General features: G+C 60.3%; 14 protein-coding genes. 6 read left to right on the forward strand and 8 right to left on the reverse strand.

What is annotated here, in order from left to right; genetic code table 11:
• Window position 1: 1 nt before the first annotated feature.
• Entirely contained in the window at window positions 2-922 is a 921-nt protein-coding gene (locus AC4ANE_RS00355) for a LysR substrate-binding domain-containing protein (protein WP_002551384.1), read from the reverse strand.
• A 155-nt stretch (window positions 923-1,077) separates the two neighbouring features.
• On the opposite strand from AC4ANE_RS00355, the gene AC4ANE_RS00360 reads away from it, so the two are divergent.
• Window positions 1,078-2,457, forward strand: a complete 1,380-nt coding sequence (locus AC4ANE_RS00360; RefSeq protein ID WP_002551385.1) for a NorM family multidrug efflux MATE transporter — start codon at window positions 1,078-1,080, stop codon at window positions 2,455-2,457.
• A gap of 12 nt (window positions 2,458-2,469) precedes the next feature.
• Here AC4ANE_RS00360 and AC4ANE_RS00365 read toward each other — a convergent pair whose 3' ends face one another.
• Window positions 2,470-4,134 carry a putative bifunctional diguanylate cyclase/phosphodiesterase gene (locus AC4ANE_RS00365; protein WP_002551386.1) on the reverse strand — a complete coding sequence of 555 codons (1,665 nt, stop codon included), beginning with the start codon at window positions 4,132-4,134 and terminating at the stop codon, window positions 2,470-2,472.
• Between the two features lie 204 nt (window positions 4,135-4,338).
• Between AC4ANE_RS00365 and rep the strand changes: the two genes are divergently transcribed.
• Both rep and AC4ANE_RS00375 read left to right on the forward strand, forming a co-directional pair.
• A complete protein-coding gene (gene rep, locus AC4ANE_RS00370) occupies window positions 4,339-6,348 on the forward strand; it encodes a DNA helicase Rep (RefSeq protein WP_004660029.1) in 2,010 nt (669 codons plus the stop codon).
• 53 nt (window positions 6,349-6,401) lie between these two features.
• On the forward strand, window positions 6,402-6,971 hold the full coding sequence (locus tag AC4ANE_RS00375) for a xanthine phosphoribosyltransferase (protein WP_002551388.1): 570 nt from the start codon (window positions 6,402-6,404) through the stop codon (window positions 6,969-6,971).
• Window positions 6,972-7,297: 326 nt separating this feature from the next.
• Here the strand turns inward: AC4ANE_RS00375 and AC4ANE_RS00380 are convergent, their stop codons facing one another.
• Window positions 7,298-8,620 carry a sigma-54 interaction domain-containing protein gene (locus tag AC4ANE_RS00380; protein ID WP_002551389.1) on the reverse strand — a complete coding sequence of 441 codons (1,323 nt, stop codon included), beginning with the start codon at window positions 8,618-8,620 and terminating at the stop codon, window positions 7,298-7,300.
• Window positions 8,621-8,886: 266 nt separating this feature from the next.
• Between AC4ANE_RS00380 and AC4ANE_RS00385 the strand changes: the two genes are divergently transcribed.
• Genes AC4ANE_RS00385 through AC4ANE_RS00395 form a run of 3 tightly spaced genes read left to right on the forward strand, consistent with a single transcriptional unit; the run spans window position 8,887 to window position 11,857 of the window.
• On the forward strand, window positions 8,887-9,771 hold the full coding sequence (locus tag AC4ANE_RS00385; protein WP_002551390.1) for an MBL fold metallo-hydrolase: 885 nt from the start codon (window positions 8,887-8,889) through the stop codon (window positions 9,769-9,771).
• Between the two features lie 27 nt (window positions 9,772-9,798).
• Window positions 9,799-11,052 (forward strand): NAD(P)/FAD-dependent oxidoreductase, encoded by a 1,254-nt coding sequence (locus AC4ANE_RS00390; RefSeq protein ID WP_002551391.1) that lies wholly within the window; start codon window positions 9,799-9,801, stop codon window positions 11,050-11,052.
• On the forward strand, window positions 11,045-11,857 hold the full coding sequence (locus AC4ANE_RS00395; protein ID WP_460408652.1) for a sulfite exporter TauE/SafE family protein: 813 nt from the start codon (window positions 11,045-11,047) through the stop codon (window positions 11,855-11,857). Before AC4ANE_RS00390 ends, AC4ANE_RS00395 begins: the two co-directional genes overlap by 8 nt.
• Before the next feature lie 113 nt (window positions 11,858-11,970).
• On the opposite strand, the gene AC4ANE_RS00400 is transcribed toward AC4ANE_RS00395, so the two are convergent.
• The 5 genes from AC4ANE_RS00400 to oscA form a co-directional block, all read right to left on the reverse strand.
• The gene (locus tag AC4ANE_RS00400) at window positions 11,971-12,951 is read right to left on the reverse strand and encodes a sulfate/molybdate ABC transporter ATP-binding protein (protein WP_002551393.1); all 981 of its coding nucleotides are present in this window, start codon (window positions 12,949-12,951) and stop codon (window positions 11,971-11,973) included.
• A gap of 2 nt (window positions 12,952-12,953) precedes the next feature.
• Window positions 12,954-13,826, reverse strand: coding sequence for a sulfate ABC transporter permease subunit CysW (gene cysW, locus AC4ANE_RS00405; protein ID WP_002551394.1), 873 nt, complete (start codon window positions 13,824-13,826; stop codon window positions 12,954-12,956).
• A gap of 13 nt (window positions 13,827-13,839) precedes the next feature.
• A complete protein-coding gene (gene cysT, locus AC4ANE_RS00410; RefSeq protein ID WP_002551395.1) occupies window positions 13,840-14,661 on the reverse strand; it encodes a sulfate ABC transporter permease subunit CysT in 822 nt (273 codons plus the stop codon).
• A gap of 94 nt (window positions 14,662-14,755) precedes the next feature.
• Window positions 14,756-15,766 (reverse strand): sulfate ABC transporter substrate-binding protein, encoded by a 1,011-nt coding sequence (locus tag AC4ANE_RS00415; protein ID WP_002551396.1) that lies wholly within the window; start codon window positions 15,764-15,766, stop codon window positions 14,756-14,758.
• A 150-nt stretch (window positions 15,767-15,916) separates the two neighbouring features.
• The gene (gene oscA / locus AC4ANE_RS00420; RefSeq protein ID WP_002551397.1) at window positions 15,917-16,099 is read right to left on the reverse strand and encodes a sulfur starvation response protein OscA; all 183 of its coding nucleotides are present in this window, start codon (window positions 16,097-16,099) and stop codon (window positions 15,917-15,919) included.
• Between the last annotated feature and the right edge of the window lie 158 nt (window positions 16,100-16,257).

Below are 16,257 nucleotides of genomic sequence, written 5' to 3' on the forward strand. Positions count from 1 at the left end.
TTTAATGCAGTACTTCAACTAACGGCAACTCCATAGCGTTGACTTCCGTCTGCAGAAAATCGCTGAGGCGACGCAACCTCTCTGCGCCGGGCCTTGTGCGCGGCCAGACCAGATAATAATTTTCTCCGCTGAATACCGCGGTGCGCCACGGCAGGCTCAGACGGGCCTGCGCCACGTCTTCGGCGACCATAAGTAAGTCGCCCATCGATACGCCGTAACCGCGTGCTGCTGCAATCATTCCCAGCTCAAGCGTATCGAACACCTGCCCGCCTTTGAGCGACACCTGATCGGCCAGCCCCATGCGGTTCAGCCAGGTGCGCCAGTCACGCCGGTCAGGGGTGGGATGCAGCAACTCGGCCTTGGCCAGCCGCTTCACGTCCCATGGCGGGTCCTTCAACAACGTAGGTGCCCCCACCGGAATCAACAGCTCCGGGAACAGCAAAGTGGCTTCCCAGTCCGAGGGGAAATGCCCGTGACTGAGTAAAATCGCGCAGTCGAAAGGCTCCAGAGTAAAGTCCACGGCATCGATATCCATCCAGGCGCTGGTCAGCTGCACCTCGTTGCCTACTTGCAGATGACGGAAGCGACTGAGCCGCGCCAGCAACCAGCGCATGGTCAGCGTCGATGGCGCTTTCATGCGCAGAATGCCTTCGTCGGTCTGCAAGGTGCTGCAGGCTCGCTCAAGCGCCAGAAACCCATCACGCACGCCGGGCAACAGCGCACGCGCTGATTCAGTCAGTTGCAAGTTGCGCCCGTTGCGCTGAAACAAACGACAGGCAAAGTGCTCTTCCAGCGTGCGGATGTGACGGCTTACTGCACTTTGAGTGATCGAAAGCTCCTCGGCCGCTCGCGTGAACGACGTATGCCGCGCCGCAGCTTCAAACGCCCTTAGTGCATAAAGAGGGGGGAGACTGCGAGGCATATGGCGCTTCCTGCTGGCGATGAGTGGCTACTTTACTGCAAATCGTCTCAGATGAGTTTTACTCATGCAGCGCATCAGGTTTATCGTTTTGTGCTTGCGCGTCCAACCGCCCAGAATAGGCGCTCATCCGAACTCCGCCGTAGAGCACCGCCCACATGCAGCCCGCACTTAAAGAACTCTGGATCATCCTGCGCCTTGCCGGGCCGCTGATTGCATCGCAGATGGCGCACATGCTGATGGTGTTCACCGACACGGTGATGATGGGCAAGATCGGCCCGGAGGCGCTGGCAGGCGGTGGCCTGGGTGCGGCCACGTACAGCTTTGTTTCATTCTTTTGCGTGGGCGTGATGGCTGCGGTCGGCACGCTGGTCGCGATTCGCCATGGTGCAGGTGATACCGAAGGTGCGACGCGCCTGACCCAGGCCGGTCTGTGGCTGGCGTGGGGCATGGCGCTGGTTGCTGCGCTGCTGCTGTGGAACCTCGAGCCCATCCTGTTGCAGTTCGGTCAGGCCGAAGCCAACGTGCATATGGCTGCCCAGTTTCTGATCACCCTGCCCTTTGCCCTGCCTGGCTTGCTCAGCTTCATGGCACTGCGCGGCTTCACCAGTGCACTCGGGCGTGCGGGGCCGGTGATGACCATCAGTCTGGCCGGTGCGGGCGCAAACTTCGTGCTCAATTACGCGATGATTCATCAATGGCTCGGGCTGCCGAATCTGGGGCTGATGGGCATCGGGCTGGTGACCGCGATCGTGACCAACTGCATGGCCTTGGCGCTGGCACTGCATATCAAGCGCCATCCGGCCTACGCGGCGTACCCGATCAGCAAGGGGCTTTCGAAGCTGTCGCGCACCCACCTGAAAGAACTCTGGCGTCTCGGCCTGCCGATTGGCGGGACCTATGCGGTGGAAGTCGGCCTGTTTACCTTCGCAGCGTTCTGCATGGGGGCAATGGGCAGTACGCAAATGGCCGCGCACCAGATCGCCCTGCAGACAGTGTCCATGGCGTTCATGGTTCCGGTGGGAATGTCCTATGCGGTAACCATGCGTATCGGCCAGCATTATGGCGCGGGCAACCTGTTGATGGTGCGCGTGGCGGGCCGTCTGGGCATCGGTTTTGGCGGCTGCGTGATGCTGATGTTCGGGTTGCTGTTCTGGCTGGCGCCTAATGTGGTCATCGGCCTGTTTCTGGATATCAATGACCCGGCCTTTGCCGAGATTGTCGTGCTGGCCGCAAAACTGCTGGCCATTGCGGCCCTGTTCGAGTTCTTCGACGGTACTCAGACGATTGCGATGGGGGCGATTCGCGGGCTCAAGGATGCGCGCACCACGTTCCTGATCGGTCTGGGCTGTTACTGGCTGATTGCCGCGCCTGCCGCATGGTTGCTCGGCTTTTCTACCGATGCCGGTGCTTCAGGCGTCTGGTGGGGGCTGGCGCTGGGTCTGTTCTGCTCGGCCGTGGCGCTGACCTATGCGTTTGAATGGAAGACGGCTCGCCTGTTGCGTCGGGAGGCAGCCGGGTTGGCGGTGCCGGCCTGATCCGGCGCGCCGTCATCCGGAGTTTGATGCACCCGTATTGGCGGCTTCCGAGCGCAGGTAAGCCACCAGATCCGCTATCGGCAGCGGCCTGCTGATCAGATAACCCTGCACCTGGTCGCAGCCGAAATCGCGCAGCAACTCCAGTTGCCCGGCGGTTTCGACGCCCTCGGCGACTACTTCCAGGTTCAGGTTGTGGGCCAGCTTGATCATGGCGTTGACCAGCTTGCGGTTCTCTTCGCGTAGCTCCATCTGCCCGACAAAGCCCATGTCGATCTTGAGCAGCGCGATGGGCAGGCTGTTGAGGTGCATGAACGATGAATAGCCCGTACCGAAATCATCCAGCGAGAAGCGCACACCCAGCCGCCGCATTGCGTCCATGGTCTGCAGGACCTGATCGCTGCGGCGCATGACGGCAGTTTCGGTCAGTTCGAACTCCAGCCAGTGCGCGTCGACGCTGAGCTCCTCAATCAGGCGACTCAGTGTCGGCAACAACTGGCTGTCCTGAAATTGCCGGAACGACAGGTTGATCGCCATATGCAATGGCGCAAATCCTTGCTCGCGCAGGGCCTGCATGTCACGCAGGGCGCGGAAAATGACCCAGTAGCCGAGCGGCACGATCAGGCCGCTTTGCTCGGCCAATGGCACGAATTCACTGGGCGGCAGCAGCCCGCGCGCCTGGTGGCGCCAGCGTACCAGCGCTTCCAGGCCGACAACGCGCCCGGTCTCCAGGCACAGCCGTGGCTGATAATGCAGCTCCAGTTCATCGCGGCGCAGGGCTCGTCGCAGCTCGCCTTCCAGATCGGCCAGGCTGCGGGCGTTGCGGTTGATGCGCTCGTCGAACAGATGAAAGGTGCAGCCCTGCGTGCTCTTGGCCTGGCGCATGGCGATGTGGGCATGCCACATCAGCGGGTCTGCTTCGGGCCGGGCTTGTGAATGGGCAATGCCCAGGCTGCAACCCAGCAGCAGGCTTTCGCCATCGACCCAGTAGGGTTCGGACAGCACGTCAGTAATTCGCTCGGCCAGTTGCATGGCGCGTGCAGGTGTTGTGCGGGTGTCAATCAACAGGGCGAATTCGTCGCCGCCCAGGCGTGCAAGCTGATCGCCCGCAGCGAGCTGGTTTTTCAGGCGTGCCACGACTTGCAGAATCAGTCGGTCACCCGCCTGATGCCCCAGCGAGTCATTGGCGCGGCGGAAATTGTCCAGATCCAGATGCCCCAGCGCCAGGCTGCCACCCTCGGCCAGACGCTCCGTCAACAGTGCCTGAAAACCCTGACGATTGGCGATGCCGGTCAACGGGTCCTGACCGACCAGACGCCGCAGGCTGTCTTCCAGGCGACTGCGCTCGTGGACATAACGCAGGCAGCGCCGCAGCGCATCGCCGGTCAATGCATCGCGCACCAGCCAGTCACTGACGCCACTCGGTCCGACCAGCGGTTCCTTTTCGAGCAGAACCACGGTGGGTAGCAGGCAGGTTCCGGTTCTGGGCTGCAGGTCGGGCGTTGTCAGCAGCACGGTGCTGCGCTCGTTAGCGTACCCGGCGCTGAAAGCGTCCCAGTTCTCGCCATGCAGAAGTATTACGTTGCTGCCCGGCGCAGTGAGGCAATCGCGCAGCAGCGCGTACCAGAAAGGCTCGTGCGCCAATAACAGCAATCGCAAGGGTTCGACAGGTGTAGGCAATCTAACTTCCTAAGTGCAAAGGAAAACCGGTGGCCGCACTCCCGCTGGAGCGTGACAAATACACGTATCGTTGCGTCGCGGCGCAAATGTAACAAAAACAGAAGAATTAGATAGCGATCACTGTCTGGCTACGATGACCGCTGCACAAACCCGTGGGCCTGTTAAAATGCCCGACCTTTTTTACAGACGACTCTTCATACCGCCATGTCCCGACTCAATCCCCGGCAGCAGGAAGCCGTGAACTACGTCGGCGGCCCTCTTTTGGTGCTCGCCGGTGCCGGTTCCGGCAAGACCAGTGTGATCACCCGCAAGATTGCGCACCTGATCCAGAACTGCGGCATCCGCGCCCAGTACATTGTCGCCATGACCTTTACCAACAAGGCCGCGCGCGAGATGAAGGAGCGCGTCGGTACGCTGCTCCGAGGCGGCGAAGGACGCGGCCTGACGGTCTCGACCTTCCACAACCTGGGTCTGAACATCATCCGCAAGGAACACACGCGGCTAGGCTACAAACCGGGCTTCTCGATCTTCGACGAGACCGACGTCAAGGCCCTGATGACCGACATCATGCAGAAAGAGTATTCGGGCGACGACGGTGTCGACGAAATCAAGAACATGATCGGTTCGTGGAAAAACGACCTCATCCTGCCTGCCGACGCGCTGGAAAACGCCCGCAACCCCAAGGAACAGACCGCCGCCATCGTCTACACCCACTACCAGCGCACGCTCAAGGCGTATAACGCAGTGGACTTCGATGATCTCATTCTGCTGCCGGTCAAGCTGTTCCAGGAACACGCCGACATTCTGGAGAAATGGCAGAACAAGGTGCGCTACCTGCTGGTGGACGAATATCAGGACACCAACGCCAGCCAGTACCTGCTGGTTAAACTGCTGATCGGTTCGCGCCATCAGTTCACCGTGGTGGGCGACGACGACCAGTCGATCTACGCCTGGCGTGGTGCGCGACCGGAAAACCTGATGCTGCTCAAGGACGACTACCCGTCGTTGAAAGTGGTCATGCTGGAGCAGAACTACCGTTCCACCAGCCGTATTCTGCGTTGCGCCAACGTGCTGATCTCCAACAACCCGCACGCCTTCGAAAAACAACTGTGGTCCGAGATGGGCCACGGCGACGAAATCCGTGTCATCCGTTGCCGTAACGAAGATGCCGAAGCCGAGCGCGTGGCGATGGAAATCCTCACCCTGCACCTGCGCACCGACCGGCCCTACAGCGACTTCGCCATCCTGTATCGCGGCAACTACCAGGCCAAGCTGATCGAACTCAAATTGCAGCACCACCAGGTGCCGTATCGACTCTCCGGCGGCAACAGCTTCTTCGGTCGCCAGGAAGTGAAAGACCTGATGGCGTATTTCCGTTTGCTGGTGAACCCGGACGACGACAACGCCTTCCTGCGGGTCATCAACGTGCCGCGTCGAGAAATCGGCTCGACCACGCTGGAAAAACTCGGTAACTACGCCACCGAACGCAAGGTGTCGATGTACGCCGCCACCGAAGAAATCGGCCTGGGCGAGCACCTGGACAGCCGTTACACCGACCGTTTGCAGCGCTTCAAGCGCTGGATGGACGGCGTGCGCCAGCAATGCGCGCAGAACGACCCCATTGCCGCGCTACGCAGCATGGTCATGGACATCGACTACGAGAACTGGCTGCGGCAGAACAGCTCCAGCGAAAAGGCCGCTGATTACCGGATGAGTAACGTCTGGTTCCTGATCGAGGCGTTGAAAAACACGCTGGAAAAGGACGAAGAAGGCGGTATGACCATCGAGGAAGCCATCGGCAAGCTGGTCCTGCGCGACATGCTTGAACGTCAGCAGGAAGAGGAAGATGGTGCTGAAGGCGTGCAGATGATGACCTTGCACGCCTCCAAGGGGCTGGAGTTTCCTTACGTGTTCATCATGGGCATGGAAGAAGAGATCCTGCCGCACCGCTCCAGCATCGAAGCCGACACCATCGAAGAAGAGCGCCGTCTTGCCTATGTCGGCATTACGCGCGCGCGGCAGACTCTGGCCTTCACGTTCGCCGCCAAGCGCAAGCAGTACGGTGAAATCATCGACTGCGCGCCAAGCCGCTTTCTGGATGAGCTGCCCCCGGATGACCTGGCCTGGGAAGGCAATGACGACACTCCGACGGAAGTCAAAGCCGTTCGCGGCAATACCGCGCTTGCCGATATTCGCGCCATGCTGAAACGCTAGTCGACAAACGAAATTGATCATTTATTGCGCAATGGCGCAGTCTAGGAATTGAAGTGGAAGCACTGCACAAGAAGATTCGCGAAGAAGGCATCGTATTGTCCGATCAGGTGCTGAAAGTCGATGCGTTTCTCAACCATCAGATCGATCCGGCCTTGATGAAGGAAATTGGTGACGAATTCGCCCGTCTGTTCGCCGACGCTGGCGTGACCAAAATCGTGACCATCGAAGCTTCCGGCATTGCGCCGGCCGTCATGGCGGGTCTGAACATGGGCGTGCCGGTGATTTTCGCCCGCAAGCACCAGTCCCTGACCCTGACCGAAAACCTGCTGTCGGCGACCGTGTACTCATTCACCAAGCAGGTGGAGAGCACCGTGGCGATCTCGCCGCGTCATCTGAGCAGCGACGATCACGTGTTGATCATCGATGACTTCCTCGCCAACGGCAAAGCCTCGCAGGCGCTGATCTCGATCATCAAGCAGGCCGGTGCGACCGTGGCCGGGCTGGGGATCGTGATCGAGAAGTCCTTCCAGGGCGGCCGTGCCGAACTGGATGCACAGGGCTATAGAGTGGAATCGCTGGCGCGGGTTGAATCCCTGGCCGGTGGGGTTGTGACGTTCAAGTAACGTGTTCAAGGGAGGACGCAGAGCGTCCGGAAAGGCATGCGACGCGGAGCGCCGCACGATAGTTGCGATGATCGTTCCGCACGCTCCAGTGGGGGAGCGCCGTACGATAGTTGCGATGATCGTTCCGCACGCTCCAGTGGGGGAGCGCCGTACGATAGTTGCGATGATCGTTCCGCACGCTCCAGTGGGGGAGCGCCGCACGATAGTTGCGGTTATCGTTCCGCACGCTCCAGTGGGGGGGCGCCGTACGATAGTTACGATTATCGTTCCGCACGCTCCAGCGTGGGAATGCAGTTCTCGACGCTCTGCGTCGCCGTGTGCGTGCTTCAGCGCGGAATACCGAGGGCACGCAAACGTCGATACAGGGTGCGTTCGCTCAGCCCCAGTTCTCTGGCCAGTTCGCTGCGCGAGCCATTGAACACTCGCAGTGCATGGGCGAGTTTCTCCAGGCCGTCGTCCTGCTGGCGGTAAGTCACGCCACCCGCTTCTTCGCCCTGACCGCGCACTTCAGCGGGTAAATCCTGTACGCGAATAACGCCGTCATCGGTAAACAGGCGGGCACGCTCGAGTATGTTGCGCAGCTCGCGGATGTTGCCGGGGTAGCTGTACAGACTCAGCAGCTTCATGGCCTCGGCGTCGACACGCGGAGCAGCACCTGGCGCGATGCGTTGCAGCAGGCTGTCGATCAGCAACGGCAAGTCCTCGCTGCGTTCGCGCAGGGCGGGCAGACGGATCGGGAAGGCGCTGATGCGGTAAAACAAATCCTGGCGAAAACTGCCGTTGGTGACCATCTCCTTGAGCGGTTTGTGTGTGGCCACCACCAGCCGAAAATCCGAATGCACCGTTCGCAGACTGCCCACCGGGCGGAAGCTGCCTGATTCGATCAGCCGCAACAGCTTGACCTGCATGGCCAGCGGCACCTCGCCGATTTCATCAAGGAACAACGTGCCGCCATGAGCGGCTTCGGCCAGACCGGTCTTGCGCTGTAACGCGCCGGTGAACGCGCCCTTTTCATAGCCGAACAGCTCGCTCTCCAGCAGGGTTTCCGTAAGCCCGGTGCAATCGACCACCACCAGCGGCCCGGCGGACCTGGCGCTGCTGGCGTGCAGTGCGCGAGCGAACAATTCCTTGCCGGTACCCGACTCACCCTGCAGCAGCACCGGAATCTGCGCGGGTGCAGCGCGTTGCAAGGCACTCAGGACCTCTTTGAATGCTGCTGAACGACCGACCAGCCCATGCTGCTGCGGCTGAACCGACGCCACGGCCACCGAGCTCAGTCGCTCGACGTAGGCGATGACTTCACCCCCGTCATCGAGAATCGGCCGCAGCTCCACATCCACATGCTCAGGGCCGCGAGGTGTATGGTGAATATGCAGCAAACGCTCCGGAAGCCGCGTTTCGTGGGCCTTGCGCATCGGGCAATGTTCACCGGCCTGATCGCACGGCACCGCGAACTGATGCGACACCCGATAACACTTCTCGCCCACATGTGGCGTGCCTTCAACGCCGAACTGACGCTGATAGGCGGTGTTGGCCGCGATAATGTTGTAGTCGGTGTCCAGAACGATGGTCGGTCGCAGGTCATGTTCGAGGTATGACACCAGCGACTGCATGCGACTGCCGGGTAAATCAGTGGCGATGAGGGTCATGCTTGCTCCTGTGGATTGGCCGCAGCTTAACCCATCTCGCTGCCAGCTTATGCCACCGTCTGCCAAGCGACTGCCAGAATGTGGCAGTCAGCGCCTTGGCAACCATCACGCGGGTTTTCCGCAGAATCCCTCAACGCCTTGTATTTACTATGCTCAATGGGTTTTCCGGCCTTTGGCATGGTTATTGAGATGTCATAGCAACGACTGCCAACCGTCCGGCCTGACCAAACGGGCCTCAAGGCGATTTACAGCCATGGGAATTGCACATGATCATCGGTGAAAAACTTTATGTCGAAGCACTCTTCGACAGTCATACCTGGACCATCAGCTACCTGGTGATGGACCTGGACAGCAAGCAGTGCGCGCTGATCGACAGCGTGCTCGATTACGACCCCAAGTCGGGCCGCACCCGGACCGAGTCTGCCGACCGGATGATCGGCCGGGTACAGGCGCTGGGGGCTTCGGTACAGTGGATTTTCGAAACCCATGTGCATGCTGATCACCTCACGGCTGCGCCGTATCTGAAACAGCAGCTTGGCGGACAAATCGTCATCGGCAGCCATATCACCGCCGTGCAGGAAACCTTTGGCGCGCTGTTCAACGCGCCGTCTGACTTTGCCCGCAATGGCAGCCAGTTCGATGTGCTGTTGGAAGATAACGCCTCGTTCGCCCTTGGAACACTTCAGGTCAAGGCCATGCATACGCCCGGGCATACACCGGCGTGCATGAGTTACCTGGTGCAGGTCGACGACAAAACCATCGCGTTTGTGGGCGACACGTTGTTCATGCCCGATTACGGCACCGCGCGTTGCGACTTTCCCGGAGCCGATGCGCGCACACTGTACCGCTCCATTCACAAACTGCTGGCGTTGCCGCCTGACACCCTGCTGTTCATGTGCCACGACTACCTGCCCAACGGTCGTGAGCTGAAATACATGACCACCGTCGCCGAACAGCGCGCCAGCAACATCCATGTTCATGACGGCGTAGATGAAGATGCGTTCGTCAGCATGCGTGAAGCCCGTGACGTGACGCTGGATATGCCTGTGCTGATGCTGCCTTCGGTGCAGGTCAACATGCGCTGCGGGCACTTTCCTGAGCCGGAAGACAACGGCGTCGTCTACCTGAAGATCCCGCTCAATGCCTTTTGACTGCTGCCCGCCTTGGGAAACCCTGTGATGAATGCTTCGATAACTACCTGTCAGATTCTGATCGTTGGTGGTGGTGCTGCTGGTATCGCCACCGCCGCAAGCCTGCTCGCCCGTGATGCTGCCCTGCAGATCACCCTGGTCGACCCTGCCGATACCCACTATTACCAGCCGGGCTGGACCATGGTCGGCGCGGGCATTTTCACGCCGCAGTCGACGGCACGCAGCATGGCGTCGCTGATCCCCACGGGCGTGCAGTGGATCAAGGCTGCGGTGGCGACGTTCGAACCGCAGCACAATACCCTGACGCTCGCCGACGGGCGCACGCTTGGCTATCAGCAACTGGTGGTCTGCCCCGGCCTGAAGCTGGACTGGGCGGCCATCGATGGGTTGGTCGAGACGCTGGGTGCCAATGGCGTGACCTCCAACTATCGCTATGACCTGGCACCCTACACCTGGAAGCTGGTGCAGGGCTTGAAGCAAGGGCGCGCGCTGTTTACTCAGCCGCCCATGCCGATCAAATGCGCCGGAGCGCCACAGAAGGCCATGTACCTGTCTTGTGACCACTGGCTGAAAACCGGCCGTCTGGCGCAGATCAATACGCAGTTCTTCAACGCCGGTGGCGTGCTGTTTGGTGTGGCGGACTATGTACCGGCGCTGATGAAGTACATCGAGCGTTACGCCATCGACCTCAAGTTCAGCCATCGGCTGGTGGCCGTCGACGGGCCGGGCAAGCGTGCTACGTTTGTTTGCAAGCAGGCCGATGGCAGCAGCGAGACCGTCGAGCACAGCTTTGAAATGCTGCACGTGGTGCCACCGCAGATTGCCCCCGACTTCATTCGCAGCAGCCCGCTGGCCGATCCCGCAGGCTGGGTGGACGTGGACCCTGCCACGCTCCGGCACCGACAGTTCGCCAATGTTCATGCTCTCGGCGATGCCACCAATACCAGCAACGCCAAAACCGCCGCAGCCGCCCGCAAGCAGGCACCGGTGGTGGCCAATAATGTGCTGGTCGCGCTGGGTCGTCTGAGTGAGTCTGCCGTCTACGACGGTTATGGCTCATGCCCGCTGACCGTCGAGAAAGGCCGGATCGTACTGGCTGAATTCACCTATGGCGGCAAGGTTGCGCCGAGCTTCCCGCGTTGGCTGCTGGATGGCCGCCAACCGACCCGGCTGGCCTGGTGGCTGAAAGAACGCGTGCTGCCCGTACTTTACTGGCATGGCATGCTCAAGGGACGTGAATGGCTGGCCAAACCGGAAAAGGCTGACGCCAGGCATGGATGAGCATCAACTGCTGGGCGTTGGCCTGGGGGCGATCATTGGCGTGGTACTGGCGCTGACAGGCGCCGGCGGTGGCATTCTCGCGGTCCCGCTGCTGGTTTTTGGTCTTGGCCTGTCGATTGTCGAAGCGGCACCTGTCGGCCTGCTGGCCGTCGGGCTGGCGGCGGGAATCGGCGCGGTGCTGGGGCTGCGTCAGGGTATCGTTCGCTATCGCGCTGCCGGGTACATCGCGTCCATCGGTGTGCTGATGGCACCTCTTGGCCTGTGGCTCGCCCATCGGCTGCCCAGTACACCGCTGGCATTGGTCTTTTCGGTCGTGCTGCTGTACGCCTGCACGCGCATGTTCATCAGGGCCAGCCGCGAATTGCGCCACGGCCAACCGCCGCCGCGCGCAGAAATGCTGCCCTGCGTGCTCAACCCGCTGCAAGGCCGTTTGCGCTGGACCATGCCGTGCCTGCGCGCTTTGACGCTGACGGGCGTGGGTTCAGGGTTATTGTCAGGGCTATTGGGTGTGGGCGGCGGTTTCGTGATCATTCCGGCGCTGACCCGCTACAGCGATCTGGGCATGAAAAGCGTTGTGGCGACATCACTGGCGGTGATCGCGCTGGTCTCGACGGGCAGCGTCATCACCGCCTCCTTGAGCGGCGTGATGCACTGGACGGTGGGTGCGCCTTTTGCTCTGGGCGCAGTCATCGGCTTGATAGTCGGCAGGCAAGTCGCCCGCTACCTCGCCGGCCCACGCTTGCAACAGCTGTTCGCCGTATGCGGCATTGTTGCCGCATTCATGCTCGCGTTGTCAGTGCGCTAACCGCCCGAGGACGCAGAGCGTCCAGAAAGGCATTCCCACGCGGAGCATGGGAACGATGAAAATCCCGAGATCACTATCGTGCCAATGCGGGAACGATAGTCGGGGGGTTGGGCTTAAAGCTTCTGCCAGACCTTCGGTTTGAAGAACAGTGTCTCGCCCTTGGCCAGGCCTACCAGGCTGTCGTGGTCTTTTACCACTTCGGCCTCGATCAGTTCGCTCTGCCCTTCCACTTTCAGCGTGACCCGTGTTGTCGCGCCCAGCGGGCGGATGTCGCGGACTTCGGCGGCGTGGTGGTCTTCGATTTCCTGGCGGGACAGCGACACTTCATGCGGACGGAACAACAGATGACCTTCCTCGCCCAGGCTCAGGCGGTTGGAGTCACCCAGGAAGTGGTAGACGAAGTCGTTGGACGGGTTCTCGTAGACCTCGCCCGGCGAGCCGATCTGCTCGATCACACCCTTGTTCATCACCACGATGCGATCGGCCACTTCCATGGCCTCTTCCTGATCGTGGGTCACAAACACCGAGGTCAGGTTGATGTCTTCGTGCAGGCGCGCCAGCCAGCGACGCAGTTCCTTGCGCACCTTGGCGTCCAGTGCGCCGAATGGCTCGTCCAGCAGCAGCACTTTTGGCTCGACCGCCAGGGCGCGGGCCAGGGCGATGCGCTGGCGCTGTCCACCCGACAGTTGCTCCGGATAACGGTCGGCCAGCCAGTCCAGTTGCACCATGTTCAGCAGTTCGTGGACCTTTTCCGCGATGCGCGTTTCGTTCGGACGCTCACGCTTGGGCTTCATGCGCAGGCCGAACGCGACGTTGTCGAACACCGTCATGTGGCGGAACAGCGCGTAATGCTGGAACACAAAGCCGACGTTGCGATCACGCACGTCATGGCCGGACACATCTTCGCCATGGAACACGATACTGCCGTCATCCGGGGTTTCCAGGCCGGCAATAATGCGCAACAGGGTGGTCTTGCCGCAGCCTGACGGGCCGAGCAAAGCCACCAGCTCGCCACTCTGGATGTCCAGACTGATGTTGTTCAGGGCCTTGAAGGCGTTGAAATTCTTGCTGACGTTACGGACTTCGATCGACATGATTATTCCTCCGCCGCGTTATGGCGCAGACGGTTAATGCGGGATTCGCTCCACTGCTTGAGCAGCAGGATGAACAGCGCCAGGATCAGCAACAGGCTCGCCACGGCAAAGGCTGCAACGTGGTTGTACTCGTTGTAGAGAATTTCGACGTGCAGCGGCAGGGTATTGGTGACGCCGCGAATGTGCCCGGAAACCACCGACACCGCGCCAAACTCACCCATCGCCCGCGCAGTACACAGCACTACGCCGTAGATCAGGCCCCATTTGATGTTCGGCACCGTGACGTGCCAGAACATCTGCCAGCCGTTGGCACCCAGCAGCCGCGCCGCCTCTTCTTCCTGAGTACCCTGCTCCTGCATCAGCGGGATCAGTTCGCGCGCAACGAACGGCACAGTGACGAAAATGGTCGCCAGCACGATGCCCGGCAGGGCAAAGACGATCTGGATATCGTGGTCCTGTAACCACGGCCCGAACAGGCCCTGCGCACCGAACATCAATACGTAGACAAGACCGGCAATGACCGGCGATACCGAGAACGGCAAATCGATCAGCGTGACCAGAATGCTCTTGCCGCGGAACGAGTATTTACTCACGCACCATGCGGCGCTGACGCCGAATACCAGATTGAGCGGCACCGAGATCAGGACCGCAATGACCGTCAGCTTCAGCGCTGACAAGGCATCCGGTTCAAGGATTGCGGTAAAGAACGCGCCCAGACCGTTTTTCAGCCCCTGAGACACCACGATGAACAGCGGCAGGCCCAGAAACAGCACGAACACCAGCCAGCACAGGCCGATCAGAATACGTCGCGACACCGCGCTGCCACGACGGGCGGCGTTGGCAGAGGCGGCGGCTGAAACAGATGAATAAGACATGTTCTGCGCCTCCTCAGGATGGGGTTTCAATGCGCCGCTGCAGCAGGTTGATCAGCAGCAGCAGAATGAAGGAAACCACCAGCATCATCACGCCGATAGCGGTCGCGCCGGTGTAGTCGTACTGGTCGAGCTTGACCATGATCAGCAGCGGCAGGATCTCGGTTTTCATCGGCATGTTGCCGGCAATGAAAATCACCGAACCGTACTCGCCCACGCCTCTGGCAAACGCCAGAGCGAAGCCGGTCAGCCAGGCAGGCAACAAGGCCGGAACGAGGATGTGGCGAAACACCTGCAGCGGACGCGCGCCCAGGCAGGCAGCGGCTTCTTCGACTTCCTTGGGGATGTCGGCCAGCACAGGCTGCACGGTGCGCACCACGAATGGCAGGGTGACGAACGTCAGCGCCAGGGTAATACCCAGCGGCGTATAGGCGATCTTGAAGCCCAGGTCGGCGGCGAACTGCCCGACCCAGCCATTGGGCGCGTACAGCGCCGTCAGGGCGATACCGGCCACGGCAGTCGGCAGGGCGAACGGCAGATCGATCATGGCATCGATAATCTTGCGACCGGGGAAGGTGTAACGCACCAGCACCCAGGCCAGCAGCGTACCGATCACGCCATTGATCAGGGCCGCATAGAAAGCGGTGCCGAAACTCAGCTTGAGCGCCGCGATCACGCGTGGTGCCGTGATGATGGTCCAGAACTGATCCCAGGTCAGCTGCGCGGCATGCACGAACATGGCGGCCAGCGGTATTAGCACAATCAGACTGAGGTACACCAAGGTGTAGCCCAGCGTCAGCCCGAAGCCGGGTATGACGGGGGAGATACGACGCGACATAAAAGTCCCTGGTTTCACTTGCACGAAGCCCGGACGTTAATCCGGGCTGCTTGACCCAACCTGCGATGCCACTCGCGCGGCATCCTGATTCGGTTTATTGCGCTTGGTAAATCTGGTCGAAAACGCCGCCGTCATTGAAAAACTTCGGCTGCGCAGTTTTCCAGCCACCAAAGTCTTTGTCGATAGTCACCAGATCAAGTTTCGGGAATTGCTTCTCGTACTTGGCGGCCACTTCGGCATCACGTGGACGATAGAAGTTTTTCGCCGCAATTTCCTGACCTTCCTTGCTGTACAGGTGCTTCAGGTATTCAGTCGCGATTTCAGTGTTGCCTTTCTTCTCGGCGTTTTTGTCGACTACGGCTACCGGAGGTTCGGCGAGAATCGACAGCGACGGCACGACGATGTCGAACTTGTCCTTGCCGCCGTCTTCTTTCAGCGCCAGGAACGCTTCGTTTTCCCACGCCAGCAGCACGTCACCCTGACCGTTGTTGACGAAGGTGATGGTCGAACCGCGCGCACCGGTATCCAGAATCGGCACGTGCTTGAACAGCGTCTGCACGTATTCCTTGGCCTTGGCTTCGTCACCGCCGCCCGCCTTCAGGCCATAGGCCCAGGCCGCCAGGAAGTTCCAGCGCGCACCGCCTGAGGTTTTCGGGTTCGGCGTGATCACCGAGACGTCTTTCTTGATCAGGTCGCCCCAGTCCTTGATGCCTTTGGGGTTGCCCTTGCGCACCAGAAACACGATGGTCGAGGTGTAAGGCGTGCTCGCGTCCGGCAGACGGGTCTGCCAGTTTTCCGGCAGGGTCTTGCCCAGCTTGGCGATTTCGTCGATGTCACCGGCCAGTGCCAGGGTCACCACGTCAGCACGCAGACCGTCGATCACGCCACGGGCCTGCTTGCCCGAGCCACCGTGCGACTGTTTGATCTCGACCTTGTCGTCCGGATGGGATTTTTTCCAGAAGTTGACGAATTCTGCGTTGTAATCCTGATAAAGCTCGCGTGTCGGATCGTAAGACACGTTGAGCAGTTCGTAATCCTTGGCAACAGCCGAACCTGCAAAAACAGCACTGGCGAGAGCGGCCAGAGCGAAACGGCGAATGGACATAGATGAAGCTCCTGGAAATGCGGTGTGTTGGCTTTTTTAATTTCTTCTTGGCGCGTCAGAACGGCATCCGCACGGGCGCGCTGCTTTTTTCAGAGGAGGTATCAGGAGTCAGAATGAAACCCTCCGGTTGACCAGTCGGGTGATGCCGCTTCAGCTCTGCTTGGCAGCGGGGTTCTGCAAACGAAACTTTTCCTTGCGCTCGATCTGCACCACTTGTGCGTTGTGCACAGTGATTTCGACGGCACCAAAACGCAGGTCGCGCAACGCACTCTGAATTTCACGCAGAATTGCTGCTTCGTCCTGACCGTCAACACTACGTAGAGATGCGCTCATTGTCTTATTCCTTGAAAGATGAGAAGCCGGCCGTCGCGACTGGGGGCGATGGCGTATGGCGGTGAGGCAATAATAGTGAGGTGCGGATATTCTTAAAAAGACTATTTAAGAATGCAGATATAACCAAAAGAAATTTAGCGGTTAGAGATTTCGCCAAG

It is taken from the genome of Pseudomonas sp. Pme6b (assembly GCF_058129925.1).